The following is a 14,243-nucleotide window of genomic DNA, read 5'->3' as shown; positions in this document are numbered from 1 at the left end:
ATACATTAATTGTGCGGACGTCCGACTACTCACTGCCGTTGAGGATGGCCATGCGAACTTCCGCTTCGGTTCCGCTTTCTTCGGTCCAGCTCAGCAAAACCCTGCCATCCGACAAGGGTGGGAGTGATGGTTCGCGAGCATTGATGCCAACAGGTGATCCGCGGTCGGTCAATCTGAATAATCCGGTTTCCTCCGCGTATGATGCGGTGGACGAAGCGAACAATGCACCAAGGATCAGAGTCGACGCAGCAGAACATTTAATCATGAACAGAATTTTCCCACCGTTATTGCTTTTCTGTGGCAAACCAAATGCTGATTGACCGTGCGCCAACTCCCATTCTTTTGACCGACGAAAATGCTTAGTCAATTCCGTTGGCCCGCTGCAAAGCTCGAATGTACGCCACGATAGCAAGGATGTCTGAGCGCGTCACGCCTTCAACCGCTGGCATGTTGCCAAATTCCCAGTGGTGCGCCCGAACTCCATTCTGCGCTGCGAGGACAAACGCCATGTCGCCGTGGTGGCTGGGTTCATAGATCTTGTGAACAAGCGGAGGAGCGACGCCATCTTGGCCCTGCGCGTTTCGGCCATGGCAAGCGGAACAGACCGCATCATAAGCGCTTGCGCCGATTTGCTCCTGCTCTGTGAAACTGTTTGGTAGCTTGACAGTAGCGAGAGCACCCGCGGGAAGCGCGATGCTGTCCTGCCTCTGGGCGCCCGTCCGAGTGTGGCTCGGTTGCACAATGAACCATACTGCTGCAGCGACGGCGACCAGAGCAAAAAATATCGCTGCCCATTTCATACTATCAAACTCTCTCATGATGTTGCGATGGCCCCCTGCCTTTTTAGAGACGAAGCCGGGTATCTCAGTTGGGCTTGCTCGAATTGACTGACCTCCTGCGGCATGGTGTTGTCTGCTTGAACAATTGCGGATTGCTGGATCGATTTGTTGAAAAAGGTCGTGATTTCGTGGTACCGGATCCGCGTGTCTTCCAGCGTCTGATAGTAATTGAAGAGTTCTTTAAGCGGTGCCGAGAAGTCTTTGTGTGCGGCTAGGACGGCCACCAGGGCACCGAGTGTAATACGCCCTTCGATGACGAAATATCCTCCCAATGAGTAGAACAGGAATGGGGTCAGCGCGGTTAGAAAATTGTTGAGGGCCTTGATGAAGAACTTCAGGCGGAAAATCTTCCTGCGGACGTGCTCAAGCTCTCTAAAACTCGCTCCGGCCGGTAGCAGTCCGGTCGGATTGACCTGCCGTTCATGCAACTGTTCGCTAAGCTGTCTGCCGAGCTGTCGGACTTCCTTGATTCTTGTACGTGAAAGGGCGTTGACACGCCGCTGTAGCTTGGGCAGCAGCACGAGCTGGATTGGCAGCACCGTCAGTGCGGCGGCACCCAACACAGGGTCCTGAACGAACATGAAAAACAGGATCGTCAACAGTGTACCACCTTGTAGGATTGGCAGCGTGAGGACATCTGCCGCGAAGCCACCTATGGGCTCAACTTCCTGTGCGAGAATAGGGACGATTTCACTCTGGTTTCGGGAGTCGGGATCGCTGCGCCATTGCCGATAGACCAGCAACCGGAAGCGCCGCAGAAAACGCTCAGCTACAAATCCCTTGAACACGTTAAGGCCATATTTGTTTAGCCCATTCAGGATGATCGCCAAAAGGTAGAGACCACAGAGAAGCATAAGGAAAACGACCTGATCGACGTCTCGTCCCAAAACGGCAACGGGGAAATGATCAGAATCCAAAGCGTTGTTTACGATCTGCTTTGGCAGTTCGAGGGTCAAATATAGAATAGGCATCGCGATGAGGCTGACTACAATCATCAATGCCTGCTGCCTTCTGGAGTAGCGCAGGACTGTGCTGAAAAGACTGCCTTCAAGCCCCCGTATGGGTTCGGGGTGGAACGTAGAGGTGTGACGGCGCTTCCAAAGCTTGAAAATGCCGCGAATAGCAAGATATGAGCCGACAGTGATCAGTAGCGAGGGTGCCAAGACCAGTATCAGATGAATGAACGGGTGAACCCAGTCTGGCGTCGCATCGCTGTAGTCGTACCCGAACGCGGCAGATACGTTGTGTACAAGCACGTGATACCTGTCCAGGAGTGACATCAAAAACTCTAACCCTTGGATTTCGGCGCAAGGTGATCGTGCACGATGATGACGCCCCACATGCCCGCTTCCCGGTGGCCGGGTATCAAGCATACGAACTCCAGGTTCGTCATATCGGAGAACTCCCAGATCAGCTCGGCATTTTGTCCACTTGGGATCAAAACCGAGTTGGCGCGATCATGTTGCATATCGGGGTGTTCGCGCATCCACTGCTGATGTTTCGCAATTTCGTCAAAGGAGCCGAGAAAGAACTCATGATCCAGAGCGCCTGTATTTCCGATCAAGAACCGAACGACCGATCCCTTTTCAATCTGGATCGCGTCCGGCTCGAAAAGCATGTAGCCGCTTTCTGTCTCCCTGATGGATATTTCGATCGACCTGTCGAAAGTGGAGCCATCGCCGGGTTTCCCGATCGGATCATGGCCAGGCACTTCGAAGGCCCGCGCATGAGGCTGCTGACCCTTGCCACTGGAAGCGTCCACTGACAAAGCCGGAAAGATGAGTGCAAGGGCGGTGGTGCAGGTTTTCAGGAAATTCATCATGCTCGGCTACCTCCGTAGCGCTTGATTTTACGGGATATTCTTGCTTGCAGAGTAACGCCTCAAAAAGTTGGGGCCGGGGTGATTGCCCCGGCCCCACTAACTGTCATCACTTCATCTGTGTGACGGTCAGTTTTCCCTTCACGCGGTCTGCGACGAATTCGATGTCCTGACCTTCGGACATCTTGGCAATCATTGCCTCGTCGGCGCGGAACACCATGGTCATCGCGGGCATGTCGAGGTTGACCAGCGGGCCGTGGATGATCGTGACCTTGCCGGCCTTGGCGTCGATCTTTTTGACCTTGCCAGTCGTGTATTCCACATCCGCCTGTGCCATCTGATCGCCAACTGCGACCTCGCGGTGCATGCCGGACTCGTAATGACCCGGAATCAGACACGCGGCTTCGAACGTACCGGCATTTGCAAACGTCCAGACGACCTCGCCCGAGGCACCGGGATCAAGACGGATTCGGTTCGGGTCGTCGTGCTCCATATCCATCTTGGCCATTTCGATCTTGTGCTCGGCGTTGCGCTCGACTGTATCAAGGACGAATTCATGCTCTAGCTCACCCTTGTTTGTGATTTTGAAGCGGATCGTTTCACCCTCCTTGATGGTCAACTCTTCGCTCTCGATCAGCATTTCGCCTTCGTCGTTTTCGAGCAGGGTGACATCAATTGTGCGGTCCACATTGGCGGATTCACCCGGCATGCCGATCATCATTTCGGCTGGCTTGGCCTCACCGTGCCCGCCATCATGTGTGCCTGCGGCAAATGCTGGTGCCGAAAGCACCAACGCGAAGCTTGTCGTCAAAAGAAGATTTCTCATTTCATTGTCCTGTAGGTTGGTTTGGTTGGAGTTGACGAAGGGCCGTTCAGCCCTTCGAGTTTGGTTTTGGTGTGAGAATGGTCTTGGGACTGTTGTTCGAGGCGAACTCGGGCAATTCGCCAGTCCATTCGTAGGCCATCTCGCCCGGAGGATTTTCGTACCAGCCGGGATCGGAGTAATCGTCCGCGTCGATGCCGTCCCGCACCTTTACGACCGAAAACATGCCGCCCATCTCGATGGGGCCGTAGGGCCCCCAACCCGTCATCATCGGGATCGTGTTGTCAGGCAGCGGCATTTCCATTTTCGCCATGTCCCCCATGCCGGACATGCCCATGGGCATGTATTCCGGCTGGAACTGACGGATCTTCTGGGTCAGCGGCTTCTTGTTGACCCCGATGAATGTCGGCACATCGTGACCCATGGCATTCATTGTGTGGTGCGACTTGTGGCAGTGAATCGCCCAGTCACCCAGATGGTCTGCGACGAACTCATAGGCGCGCATCGCGCCCACGGGGATGTCGATGCTGACCTCCGGCCATTGCGCTTCTGGCGGCACCCAGCCACCATCCGTGCAGGTGACCTTGAAGTCATAGCCGTGCATGTGGATCGGGTGGTTTGTCATCGTGAGGTTGCCGACGCGTACTCGCACCTTGTCGCCCTTGTTCACGACCAGCGGATCGATGTCGGGGAAGATCCGACTGTTCCACGTCCACAGGTTGAAGTCCGTCATCGTCATGATGCGGGGCACGTATGTGCCGGGATCGATGTCAAAGGCATTCAGCATGATCAGAAAATCGCGATCCACCGGCATGAAGGTGGGATCCTTGGGGTGGACCACGAACATGCCCATCATCCCCATCGCCATCTGGGTCATTTCGTCGCCATGGGGGTGGTACATGAACGTGCCGGACTTCACCAAGTCGAATTCGTAGACAAACGTTTTTCCTGGCGGGATGCTGGGATGACTCAACCCGGAGACCCCATCCATGCCCGAGGGCAGGATGAGCCCGTGCCAATGCACCGTGGTGCCTTCCGGCAGCTTGTTGGTGACGTAGATGCGGACCCGGTCGCCTTCGACTGCTTCGATCGTTGGACCGGTGGACTGGCCGTTGTAACCCCACAAATGCGCAATCATGCCGTCTGCAAGTTCGCGCTCTACCGGTTCGGCGACGAGGTGAAATTCCTTGACCCCGTTGTTCATCCGGTGCGGCAGGGTCCACCCGTTCAGCGTGACCACAGGTGTGTAGTCCGGCCCTGACGACGGACGCGCCGTAATCGCCGTTGCCGCACTGTCCATCTGCGCGGCTTCGGGGAGGCCCATGTTCAGGGTTTGACCCCAGGCTTTTGAAGAGACCAGCGTTGCACCTGCGGCGCCGGCTCCGAGTAATTGACGTCTGTTCAACATGTCAGTTCCTTTCAGTGTCCTGCGCCGCCACCGGCGGCAAGCGTTGCGCCTTCTCCACCAGCACCACCGCCGCCTTCGCCGCCGCCATAGATCGCGGCGGTCAGATCGGCCTGTGCCATATAGAATTCGCGTTTTGCATTTGCCGCTTCCAGGGATGCGCCAAGTTTCTCGCGCACGTCCGTCAGCAGCTCGAAAGTGTTGGTGATCATGCCGTTGTAGGACAGCAAACCCTCTTCTTCGACGGTCGTGCGTAGCGGCACCAGAACGTCGCGGTAGTGGCGCGCGATTTTGTATGCGGCATGATAGGAGGCTTCAGCACCCCGCGCTTCGGACCGGACGTTCACGGCCTTCTCTGCGAGCACGTTGGCCGCTTGTAAGTAAGACAACTCCGCCTTGCGCATCCGGGCTTTGCCGGTGTCGTAGATCGGGATCGCGAACTCCACTTCCACCTGAGGGGTGGTCACGGTTTCCGTTTCTCCGTCCTCAATTTCCCGCTCCGCCTCGAACCCGGCAATGAACTCAAGATCGCTGACAATGCGGGTCTGATCGGTCAGCCCGAATGCCTTGGCCTGCGCTTCCAGGCCAAGTTTGGCAACACGCAGATCCACCCGGTTTCGGAGCGCCTTGGCCTCGATGTCGGTCACACGGCCGACAGAACGCGGCAGTGCAGGAAGGGCATCTGGCACATAGTAATCGACTTCGGTGCCCCAGAGGCCCATCAACCTGGTCAAAGCCTCCTTGGACCGAGTGGCGTTCAATCGTGCCTGTGCAAGTTGCCCCGCCAGTTCGGCATTGAATGCCTGTTCGCGGGCCTGCCCAGCTTTGTTGAGTGCGCCGGTCTCACCCAACCGCATAGCCAGTTCCGAGCCGGCGTCAGAGGTCGCTTTTGCGCGCCGCAGATAGCTCACGGCCTCGAAAGCGGCGACTGCATCGACCCATGCCTTTCGCGTCTGATTGGCCAGCGCGAGTGTGTCGTTCACGGCATTGAGCTGAGCCTGCCGGAAGCTTGCATCAGCAATGGCTATGCGCTGTTTGCGCGTGGTGGCATCGAGGACGTTCGACCGGATCAGCCCTTCGATCGCCCTGTAGGCACCGAGCTCAGGCGCACCGATTCCCAAGACGCCAATTGAGACGATCGGGTTTTCCGGCGTCGATTGCTGCCAGGCCTCAGCGGCCGAGAGGCCAACATTGGCGTAAGACGCTTGCAGACCCTTATTGTTCAGCAGCGCAACCTGGACCGCCGTATCGGCCGAAATCGTCTTCTGATGCACCATGCTGTGCACCTGTTTCTTGAGAGCTTCGTTTTCGGCCTGCGTTTCCGCAAACACGGTCCGTTTGCCGATCGCTGGTGTAATCTGGCTGGCCACATTGGCAAAACCGGCCTTCGGTTCGGTGTAGCTTACCGGTACTGCGGTAGCGCAGGCACCCAAGAAAAGTGGAAAGCCAAGAACCAGCGGAATCTTAGATACCCGCATCAGTTGCCCTCCGTCTGCTCTTGATTGACAGACCGCCAATCACGGGGGCCGGTCGGACCACGATAGGTGTAGCCAGCCAATGGATCTTGATAGTTGATCGGAGACGAAACGGTCGCGTTGACGACAGCCTGTTGTGTCGCAACGGAGGGCAAAGGGGTAGGCTCATAGGCGCATGCGCCAAGCCCGAGGGCCGAAGCCCCCATGAGTAGATGAATTTTCATGAAGGTATCCTGATTGATGAACGATGTCTCACGCAGAGTCTGCGCAAGGCTCACACCCGGATTGGGCGCCGTTTCAGATCAGGAATCGAGGGGGCCGCAGAAACCCTGATGTTTCGACGGAATGCGCCTGACCGCTCAGGATCATATATTCTTTCGCAGCAATAAGATCCGGGAATACCAAGTCTGCGTCTGGAATGACGACAGAAATGCATATTCCGTTACAACACTGAGTTGATTGATGCTCTGTTTCACCCATGTCGGAGGATATGTCATCCACGTCAACTGTCGCCGGGTGTTTCATGTGGTCGGCGTGGATGTCAGTTCCCTGACCAACTGTCGGTTCGCTGAGAAGGGAGCTGATCGATCCAGAATGCTGACCATCATGCATTCCTGAGGCCGCGTGTGCCGCAGAAGGTGGAGACAGAACCAATGCCAACGCAAAAGCGAAGCAAGTGAGGAATTTCACCCATACCGAAGTGGCGACCCGCATTCTCATGAACGGCAACATGGACGTTTTGACAAATTAGTCAACGCTTACAGCGCGGGAAGGTTTGGCACAATCTAGCGAGGCAGGCGAATTCTCGCTGCGAGCGCTCAAAACTGTTGCGCAATAGATACATAGCAACGTTCACCAGTCAGACAGAAGACGCGAAAATGGTAGTGAGTACTTCAGTAGTGACTGGAAGTGCCGGGACTAACTCAGTCTTTGCGATCCGTAGCCCGCATCGTGAATCGCTGCCTTCAGAGCGCTTTCATCCAATGCGCTATCTACCTCGACGGAACGCGCAGTTAGGTCACAGGTGACAGTCGCGTGTGGGTCTATCGTCACAATGGCCTTCTCTATCGACGCGGTGCAATGTCCGCAGTTCATGTCCGGCACGCTGAACCTGATCATCACGATCTCCTTCTTGCTGCTGCTACCTAGGGCGTTCCCCTATGGGAAGGTCAATGCCCGAAAAAATTCCTCGATGCACCTGTTGACCTTCCAGTGAATGGAACCCTTATGTGAGGGAGGATCAGAATCAGGAGATTTCCATGTCCGGTCCGCACAACGTCCGAATTTCCCTTCAAAACATGTCCTGCGCCTCTTGCGTCGGGCGGGTGGACAAGGCGCTGGCGGCGGTGCCGGGCGTGCTGGACGTGAACGTCAATCTGGCATCGGAAACTGCGACGGTAACGTATCTCGAAGGCTCGGTTGCGGTTGCGGACCTGCTGAAGGCGGCGGGTGATGCAGGCTATCCCGCGACCTTGCCGCAGGACAGCGCGCCGGAAGACACGAGTGCCCGCAAGGATGAAGAGGCGCGGACGCTGGCTCGCAGGACCGCGCTGGCGGCGGCCCTCGCCCTGCCGGTGTTTCTGCTGGAAATGGGCGCGCACCTGATCCCCGGCATGCATGGTCTGATCGGCGACACGATCGGCCATCGGGCAAGCTGGCTGATCCAGTTCGTCCTGACCACGGTGGTTCTGCTCTGGCCGGGGCGCAGCTTCTACACGCGCGGGTTTCCAGCCCTGCTCAAGCGTGCGCCGGACATGAACAGCCTTGTCGCGGTCGGCACTTCTGCCGCCTATCTCTATTCTCTCGTGGCGCTATTCGCGCCCGCGCTGCTGCCCGAAGGGTCGCGTGCCGTCTATTTCGAGGCGGCGGCAGTCATCGTCGTGCTGATCCTGCTGGGCCGGTGGCTGGAGGCGCGCGCCAAGGGCCGCACCGGCGCAGCGATCCAGAAGCTGCTGGGCCTTCAGGCCAAGACCGCCCGCGTGCTGGTGGACGGAGAGCCTGAGGACGTGGCCATCGAGCGCATCGCCGCAGGCGACATCCTGCTCGTGCGCCCCGGAGAGCGGATTGCCGTGGACGGCGAAGTGACCGAAGGCAGCGCCCGCGTCGACGAGAGCATGATCACCGGCGAGCCGGTGCCTGTGGCCAAGTCGGTGGGCGATCCCGTCACCGGCGGGACCGTCAATGGTTCCGGTGCCTTCCAGTTCCGTGCGACACGCGTGGGAGCGGATACGACGCTGGCGCAAATCATCCGTATGGTCGAAGAGGCGCAGGGTGCCAAGTTGCCCATCCAGGGTCTGGTGGATCGGATCACCCTGTGGTTCGTGCCCGCGGTCATGGCGCTGGCGCTGCTGACGGTGATCGTCTGGCTGCTGGTCGGGCCATCGCCCGCCTTGTCCTTTGCGCTGGTCGCCGGAGTATCGGTGTTGATCATCGCCTGCCCCTGCGCGATGGGGCTGGCCACGCCGACCTCAATCATGGTCGGCACCGGCCGTGCCGCCGAAATGGGTGTGCTGTTCCGCAAGGGTGACGCCCTGCAACAGCTTTCGACCGTCGATGTGGTCGCGCTGGACAAGACCGGCACGGTGACCGAAGGACGCCCCGAACTGACCGATCTGGTGCTGGCCGACTGCTTTGAACGGGCCGAGGTGCTGGCTCTGGTCGCGGCGGTCGAGGCGCGGTCGGAACATCCCATCGCCGAGGCCATCCTGCGGGCGGCGAAGGCCGAGGGCGTTGCCCGGCACGACGCGCAGAAATTCAAGTCCATCACTGGCCACGGTGTCCGGGCAGAAGTCGCGGGCCGGGACGTACTGGTGGGCGCCGACCGTTTGATGGCTCGCGAAAGGCTGGACATCGGCGCGTTGGTCGACGAAGAGCACCGCCTGGCCGAGCGGGGCCGCACCGCGCTTTACGCCGCCGTCGACGGACGCGTTGCCGCCGTCATCGCCGTGGCAGATCCGGTGAAGCCGTCCAGCGCGGCCGCCATCCGGGCGCTGCACGATCTTGGCCTGAAGGTCGCCATGATCACCGGCGACAAGCGCGAGACGGCAGAAGCCATCGCGCGGGAGACGGGCATCGACCACGTGATCGCGGGCGTGCTGCCGGACGGCAAGGTCGCGGCACTGGATGAACTGCGTGGCACGGGCCAGCATATCGCCTTCGTCGGCGACGGCATCAACGACGCGCCCGCGCTTGCCCATGCGGACGTGGGCATCGCCATCGGCACCGGCACTGACGTCGCCATCGAATCCGCCGACGTGGTGCTGATGTCGGGCGACCTGCGCGGCGTGGTCAACGCGCTGGAAATATCGCGGCGCACCATGCGCAACATCCGCCAGAACCTGTTCTGGGCCTTCGGCTACAATGTCGCGCTGATCCCGGTTGCGGCGGGGGCACTTTACCCGGTGTCGGGCCTGCTGCTGTCGCCGGTGCTGGCGGCGGGGGCGATGGCGCTCAGCTCGGTCTTCGTGCTGACGAACGCACTGCGCCTGCGACGCGTGCGCCCGGCGATGGACGAGGCGGCGAAGGCCGTGACCGACCCCCGCCTGTCCCCCGTTCCGGCTGAATGAAAACAAGGAGAAGACGATCATGAATATCGGAGACGTGGCCGACCTGTCCGGCCTTCCCGCGAAGACCATCCGCTACTACGAGGATATCGGCCTGGTCGAGCCGCTACGCAGTGCCAACGGCTATCGAAGCTTTCGGCAGAGCGATGTGCACAAGCTGGCGTTTCTCGGGAGGGCGCGCGCGCTTGGCTTTACCATCGAGGATTGCCGGAGCCTGCTGAAGCTCTATGCCGATACCGACCGGGCCAGCGCCGAGGTCAAGCAGATCGCCGAAGAACATCTCGACCGGATCGATCGCAAGATTACGGAGTTGACTGAGATGCGCGCAACTCTATCGCACCTTGTCGATGCCTGTGCAGGTGACCACCGCCCCGATTGTCCGATCCTGGCCGATCTGGCGATGGATGAGAAATCGCCTTCGGCCACCAAAGCCGCAATCTGACGACACTCCAAAAACTTGGCGCGGCAGCGACGCCGCTATCTTGGGAACGGATTTCGGAACATTCCAGCGCAGGAAAGTTGTTCCGTCCTCAGCTTTCACAATTTCGGGAGAGGAGGATTCCATGTCCTACGGCCGCTTTTTCGCGATGATCGCCACATCTACCGTCGTCATGTTCGGTCTGATGTATCTCAACACCTATCTCTGGACGCATGTGTTCTGGTCCGAAACGCGGGCCTACATGGCCCTGCTGATGGGGGCCACCATGGCGATCATCATGCTGGGCTACATGCTGTCGATGTACTCAAGCAAGATGGTCAACGCCGCGATCTTTGTCGGTGCCGCTGTGGTCTTTGCCGCGTCGCTATGGCTGGTGCGCAGCCAGGTGACGGTCGGCGACACCAACTACATGCGCGCGATGATCCCCCACCATTCCATCGCGATCATGACCTCCAGCCGCGCCAATATCTCCGACCCGCGCGTGCGCAAGCTGGCGGATGAGATCATCTATGCGCAGGACAAGGAAATCGCCGAGATGCGTTATCTGGTGAACGACATCGACGCCAACGGTGACGCCCCGGCGCAGGCAGACAGCGGGCCGGCACAGATCGTGAGCCTCGACGAGGCGCTCTCCACTGCGGAGATCGCCATCCTCGATCTGGAATTCCTGACCCGGGAGGACATCGCACAACTCTTTCCCGCCGGTGCGGAATGCACATTCACCTACACCACCACCAGCAAGCCCGCTCTGGCGATTGGTGGCGTGGATGGCGGCAGCGTGGCCCTTGCCAAGATCAGCGGCGATCTGGTGCGGCTGAAGGTCGGCGACGCCGGAACCATCTGGGGCACGGAAGGTATATCCGTGGCGCTGAGCGCGCCGGACGAAACCGGTGCCCTAGAACCCAGCCCCGGGGAGTTACAAGAGGCCGACCTCGTGCTTGAACTCGATGCCGGCCTGCGGGCGGGCTATCGCGGCTTCTACGGTTGCGGTGCTTGAACTGGAAACTGGAGGAAACGCCATGCCGAAAGACACAACCAAAACAGCCACGCTCTACCGGATGGTCATGCCCGATCATCTTTGCCCCTATGGCCTGAAGTCCAAGGACCTGCTCGAACGCGAAGGGTACGAGGTCGAGGATCATCACCTGACGACACGCGAGGAAACAGACGCCTTCATGGATGAACATGGCGTCGAAACCACTCCGCAGACCTGGATCGGCGACAAGCGGATCGGCGGCTATGACGATCTGCGGGTCCATTTCGGCCTCGACGCACCGGAAAGCGAACGCTCGGACAAATCCTATCAACCGGTGATCGCGATCTTTGCCATCGCGTTTCTGATGGCGCTCGGCCTGTCGTGGTACAGCTTTGGAACCATCCTCAGCCTGCGCGCGCTGGAATGGTTCATCTCGATCTCGATGTGCTTGCTTGCAGTGCAGAAACTTCAGGACGTCGAAAGCTTTTCGACCATGTTCCTGAATTACGACCTGCTGGCGCGCCGCTGGGTGCGCTACGGCTATCTTTATCCCTTCGGAGAGGCCTTCGCCGGCATCCTTATGGTCGCCGGGGCGCTCACCTGGCTTTCGGCTCCCGTGGCCCTCTTCATCGGAACGGTCGGTGCAGTTTCGGTCTTCAAGGCGGTCTATATCGACAAGCGCGAGTTGAAATGCGCCTGCGTCGGGGGGAACAGCAACGTGCCACTAGGGTTCGTCTCGCTCACCGAGAACCTGATGATGATGATCATGGGTATCTGGATGCCGATCCGGGTCTACCTGATCGGCTGACGGCCCCGCGGCCTCTATAGGGGCGCGGCGTGTACGACCTTTTTGAGTGGGGGAGATGATCCCCACTTATCAGCCATCACGCCAAGAGCTGGTTCGAGATTCGTCACCCGATCGTCGCTAGAAAGGGAAACGTCCCCAGCAGCCAATAGGCAAACCGGGACAATTGCCCGGTCATGATGGCAACTCCCATTATGATCATGGCAACACCCGCGCCCTTGTAGAGCCAGCGACCGGCCCTGCCGATCTGCCTTACCCGCGCGGCGATGGCGTCGGTGAACAGCGCAGCCAGCAGGAAAGGCACCCCCAGACCAGCGGAATAGATCGACAGCAGCCAGATGCCGTCCGACATGCCGCCGGAGGTCGAACTGAGTGTCAGGATCGCGCCGAGGATCGGTCCGATGCAAGGTGTCCAGCCAAAGGCGAAGGCCAGTCCCAGCACGTAGGCCCCAAACGGGCGACCGCCGGGAATGTCGAGATTGAAACGGGTATCGCGCGAGAACGCATTGAGACGAAAGACACCCAGCATGACCAGTCCGAACAGAATGATGATCGCGCCGCCGAGATAGTTCAGCTCGGTGCGCCATGTCAGCAGCAGGGATCCGAGCGCGCTGGCCCCGGCCCCGAGGGCGACGAAGACCGTCGAAAAGCCCAAGACAAAGCAGGCACTCAACCCGAGCGCCCCGGCGCGCGCCCGCAAGCCGACCGACCGCGTCATGCGCAAATCCGGCTGCCCTGCGATGTACGAGACATAGCCCGGCACAAGCGGCAGGACGCAAGGCGACAGGAACGAAATGGCCCCCGCCAGGAAGGCCGCGAAGATGCCGATGCCGGAGATGTCCATCACGCGTCACGCTCGGTGCTGAAGGGCCACACGGCCCACCAGAACGCGACCAGCGGGACCACGATCCATTGCAACACAGGTGACAGGCCCGCATCGAGGACCGGAATGATTGGCATCAGGTCCGAATAGGCCCAGGCGGCGCGGATCACGATGTTGAGCCATTCGCTGAACAGCGTGTATCCGAGCCCGAACACCACCGTCAGGACGGTCACAGACCGCCGCGTCGAGGCGACCAGGGGCCAGCCCCTGCCCGACAGCATGAGGGCAAGCATCAGCGCGCTCATGGCGATCAGGATATCACCACCCGTGCAATGGACGGCTGCGAAGACAATCTCACCCCAGGTGCCCTCGTTCCATATCGTGTAGAGCGGCATATGCGCGAACTCCCAGATCAAGTTGGCCGGGATGATCACCGCAAAATACCGACGCAGAGCTGTCAGGGAAATTCCGTCTGTCGAGGACAGCCTGACGCCAGTCGCGACGACACTCATTGAAACACACCTGTCAGCCGGTCCCACCAGCTGGGCTCCCGGCGTCGATGCTGGGCGTTGTTGGTCAACTCGCTGACATAGAGGATCAGGTTCACGTTCTTGAAGTCCATGCCATGGAATTTTGCAGCGAACCGCCCGCCGATGTCCACGACATGGGTGACCGCTCCGTGCATCATCATGTCGCTGTCGGCGGTCATCGTGAACTCCAGCCCATATTCCCGCGCCAGAAGGCGCGTCGCGTCATTGGCCTGATCGGATCGTTTGGTCAGAATGACCCAGTTGCTCGGATCGAGCCCATGCCGGTCCGCGTAATCGCGCAGCACGTCCGGCGTGTCATTCACCGGATCGGTGGTGATCGAGATGAACTGCACAAGATCCTTCATCGGACCGTCGTTGATCGAGGCCTGAATGGCCGCGATCTTGTCCGTATGGAGCGGGCAGATATCCGGGCAGTCGGCGTAGATGAAATGCAGGATGACCACCTTGTCGCCGAAATCCGACAGGCGCACGGGATTCCCCTCGGAATCCTGCAGTTCGAAACCCGGAGCCTGCGCTGCATCGATGGCTTGGAAGTAGGGCTCCATCTCGAACATGCGCGCATCCAGGTTTTCCCCCGGATGATTGGCGAAGGCCGGAGACGAAATCGTGGCCGCGAGTATCGCTAAAGCGGCGCGCCGTGTCAGTGCTGTCAATTCTTGTATCCTTACAATAAATGCCTGCCGATCCGTTTATCGACAGACATTTGGGCAAATCTAGCCGTCAGA

Annotated in this window: 17 protein-coding genes; 5 read left to right on the top strand and 12 right to left on the bottom strand. The window is 59.3% G+C overall.

What is annotated here, in order from left to right:
• Nucleotides 1-25: 25 nt before the first annotated feature.
• From AB9K34_RS01465 to AB9K34_RS01425, 9 genes are all read right to left on the bottom strand, one after another.
• Nucleotides 26-367, bottom strand: a complete 342-nt coding sequence (locus AB9K34_RS01465; RefSeq protein WP_369952682.1) for a hypothetical protein — start codon at nt 365-367, stop codon at nt 26-28.
• Nucleotides 360-818, bottom strand: coding sequence for a cytochrome c (locus AB9K34_RS01460; RefSeq protein WP_353628617.1), 459 nt, complete (start codon nt 816-818; stop codon nt 360-362). Before AB9K34_RS01460 ends, AB9K34_RS01465 begins: the two co-directional genes overlap by 8 nt.
• Nucleotides 815-2,119 carry an ABC transporter transmembrane domain-containing protein gene (locus AB9K34_RS01455; RefSeq protein WP_369952681.1) on the bottom strand — a complete coding sequence of 435 codons (1,305 nt, stop codon included), beginning with the start codon at nt 2,117-2,119 and terminating at the stop codon, nt 815-817. The genes AB9K34_RS01460 and AB9K34_RS01455 overlap by 4 nt, the downstream gene beginning before the upstream one ends.
• A gap of 8 nt (nt 2,120-2,127) precedes the next feature.
• On the bottom strand, nt 2,128-2,661 hold the full coding sequence (locus tag AB9K34_RS01450; RefSeq protein ID WP_369952680.1) for a plastocyanin/azurin family copper-binding protein: 534 nt from the start codon (nt 2,659-2,661) through the stop codon (nt 2,128-2,130).
• Between the two features lie 106 nt (nt 2,662-2,767).
• Complete coding sequence (locus tag AB9K34_RS01445) at nt 2,768-3,484, bottom strand: copper-binding protein (protein WP_369952679.1); 717 nt, start codon at nt 3,482-3,484, stop codon at nt 2,768-2,770.
• 46 nt (nt 3,485-3,530) lie between these two features.
• Nucleotides 3,531-4,889: a multicopper oxidase family protein gene (locus AB9K34_RS01440; RefSeq protein ID WP_110476940.1), complete on the bottom strand. Its 1,359-nt coding sequence runs from the start codon at nt 4,887-4,889 to the stop codon at nt 3,531-3,533.
• 11 nt (nt 4,890-4,900) lie between these two features.
• Nucleotides 4,901-6,364: a TolC family protein gene (locus AB9K34_RS01435; RefSeq protein ID WP_369952698.1), complete on the bottom strand. Its 1,464-nt coding sequence runs from the start codon at nt 6,362-6,364 to the stop codon at nt 4,901-4,903.
• 294 nt (nt 6,365-6,658) lie between these two features.
• Nucleotides 6,659-7,075 (bottom strand): hypothetical protein, encoded by a 417-nt coding sequence (locus AB9K34_RS01430; RefSeq protein ID WP_369952678.1) that lies wholly within the window; start codon nt 7,073-7,075, stop codon nt 6,659-6,661.
• A 204-nt stretch (nt 7,076-7,279) separates the two neighbouring features.
• Nucleotides 7,280-7,456 (bottom strand): heavy-metal-associated domain-containing protein, encoded by a 177-nt coding sequence (locus AB9K34_RS01425; protein WP_231024373.1) that lies wholly within the window; start codon nt 7,454-7,456, stop codon nt 7,280-7,282.
• Between AB9K34_RS01425 and AB9K34_RS01420 the strand changes: the two genes are divergently transcribed.
• The 5 genes from AB9K34_RS01420 to AB9K34_RS01400 all read left to right on the top strand — a co-directional run bounded on the left by AB9K34_RS01420 (nt 7,416) and on the right by AB9K34_RS01400 (nt 12,147).
• Nucleotides 7,416-7,577, top strand: coding sequence for a hypothetical protein (locus AB9K34_RS01420; protein ID WP_369952699.1), 162 nt, complete (start codon nt 7,416-7,418; stop codon nt 7,575-7,577). The genes AB9K34_RS01425 and AB9K34_RS01420 overlap by 41 nt on opposite strands.
• A gap of 43 nt (nt 7,578-7,620) precedes the next feature.
• Nucleotides 7,621-9,927: a heavy metal translocating P-type ATPase gene (locus tag AB9K34_RS01415; protein ID WP_369952677.1), complete on the top strand. Its 2,307-nt coding sequence runs from the start codon at nt 7,621-7,623 to the stop codon at nt 9,925-9,927.
• Nucleotides 9,928-9,946: 19 nt separating this feature from the next.
• Nucleotides 9,947-10,366: a Cu(I)-responsive transcriptional regulator gene (gene cueR / locus AB9K34_RS01410; protein ID WP_114865730.1), complete on the top strand. Its 420-nt coding sequence runs from the start codon at nt 9,947-9,949 to the stop codon at nt 10,364-10,366.
• Nucleotides 10,367-10,487: 121 nt separating this feature from the next.
• The gene (locus AB9K34_RS01405; protein ID WP_369952676.1) at nt 10,488-11,360 is read left to right on the top strand and encodes a DUF305 domain-containing protein; all 873 of its coding nucleotides are present in this window, start codon (nt 10,488-10,490) and stop codon (nt 11,358-11,360) included.
• 22 nt (nt 11,361-11,382) lie between these two features.
• Nucleotides 11,383-12,147 (top strand): MauE/DoxX family redox-associated membrane protein, encoded by a 765-nt coding sequence (locus tag AB9K34_RS01400; RefSeq protein WP_369952675.1) that lies wholly within the window; start codon nt 11,383-11,385, stop codon nt 12,145-12,147.
• Nucleotides 12,148-12,250: 103 nt separating this feature from the next.
• On the opposite strand, the gene AB9K34_RS01395 is transcribed toward AB9K34_RS01400, so the two are convergent.
• Genes AB9K34_RS01395 through AB9K34_RS01385 form a run of 3 tightly spaced genes read right to left on the bottom strand, consistent with a single transcriptional unit; the run spans nt 12,251 to nt 14,171 of the window.
• On the bottom strand, nt 12,251-12,988 hold the full coding sequence (locus tag AB9K34_RS01395; RefSeq protein ID WP_369952674.1) for a cytochrome c biogenesis CcdA family protein: 738 nt from the start codon (nt 12,986-12,988) through the stop codon (nt 12,251-12,253).
• Complete coding sequence (locus AB9K34_RS01390) at nt 12,988-13,479, bottom strand: hypothetical protein (RefSeq protein ID WP_164193029.1); 492 nt, start codon at nt 13,477-13,479, stop codon at nt 12,988-12,990. The genes AB9K34_RS01395 and AB9K34_RS01390 overlap by 1 nt, the downstream gene beginning before the upstream one ends.
• Nucleotides 13,476-14,171 carry an SCO family protein gene (locus AB9K34_RS01385; RefSeq protein ID WP_369952673.1) on the bottom strand — a complete coding sequence of 232 codons (696 nt, stop codon included), beginning with the start codon at nt 14,169-14,171 and terminating at the stop codon, nt 13,476-13,478. Before AB9K34_RS01385 ends, AB9K34_RS01390 begins: the two co-directional genes overlap by 4 nt.
• Nucleotides 14,172-14,243 lie beyond the last annotated feature (72 nt).

The organism is Sedimentitalea sp. XS_ASV28 (assembly GCF_041224545.1).
Lineage (GTDB): Bacteria > Pseudomonadota > Alphaproteobacteria > Rhodobacterales > Rhodobacteraceae > Sedimentitalea.
This window is presented reverse-complemented; position numbering and strand designations above follow the sequence as displayed.

Excerpts from the sequence above, each read along its gene's own strand:
- AB9K34_RS01445 (WP_369952679.1), bottom strand. The coding sequence starts at position 3,484 with ATGAGAAATCTTCTTTTGACGACAAGCTTCGCGTTGGTGCTTTCGGCA.
- cueR (WP_114865730.1), top strand. The coding sequence starts at position 9,947 with ATGAATATCGGAGACGTGGCCGACCTGTCCGGCCTTCCCGCGAAGACC.
- AB9K34_RS01430 (WP_369952678.1), bottom strand. The coding sequence starts at position 7,075 with ATGCGGGTCGCCACTTCGGTATGGGTGAAATTCCTCACTTGCTTCGCT.
- AB9K34_RS01415 (WP_369952677.1), top strand. The coding sequence starts at position 7,621 with ATGTCCGGTCCGCACAACGTCCGAATTTCCCTTCAAAACATGTCCTGC.
- AB9K34_RS01450 (WP_369952680.1), bottom strand. The coding sequence starts at position 2,661 with ATGATGAATTTCCTGAAAACCTGCACCACCGCCCTTGCACTCATCTTT.
- AB9K34_RS01390 (WP_164193029.1), bottom strand. The coding sequence starts at position 13,479 with ATGAGTGTCGTCGCGACTGGCGTCAGGCTGTCCTCGACAGACGGAATT.
- AB9K34_RS01420 (WP_369952699.1), top strand. The coding sequence starts at position 7,416 with ATGGCCTTCTCTATCGACGCGGTGCAATGTCCGCAGTTCATGTCCGGC.
- AB9K34_RS01435 (WP_369952698.1), bottom strand. The coding sequence starts at position 6,364 with ATGCGGGTATCTAAGATTCCGCTGGTTCTTGGCTTTCCACTTTTCTTG.
- AB9K34_RS01455 (WP_369952681.1), bottom strand. The coding sequence starts at position 2,119 with ATGTCACTCCTGGACAGGTATCACGTGCTTGTACACAACGTATCTGCC.
- AB9K34_RS01405 (WP_369952676.1), top strand. The coding sequence starts at position 10,488 with ATGTCCTACGGCCGCTTTTTCGCGATGATCGCCACATCTACCGTCGTC.
- AB9K34_RS01400 (WP_369952675.1), top strand. The coding sequence starts at position 11,383 with ATGCCGAAAGACACAACCAAAACAGCCACGCTCTACCGGATGGTCATG.
- AB9K34_RS01395 (WP_369952674.1), bottom strand. The coding sequence starts at position 12,988 with ATGGACATCTCCGGCATCGGCATCTTCGCGGCCTTCCTGGCGGGGGCC.
- AB9K34_RS01460 (WP_353628617.1), bottom strand. The coding sequence starts at position 818 with ATGAGAGAGTTTGATAGTATGAAATGGGCAGCGATATTTTTTGCTCTG.
- AB9K34_RS01425 (WP_231024373.1), bottom strand. The coding sequence starts at position 7,456 with ATGAACTGCGGACATTGCACCGCGTCGATAGAGAAGGCCATTGTGACG.
- AB9K34_RS01440 (WP_110476940.1), bottom strand. The coding sequence starts at position 4,889 with ATGTTGAACAGACGTCAATTACTCGGAGCCGGCGCCGCAGGTGCAACG.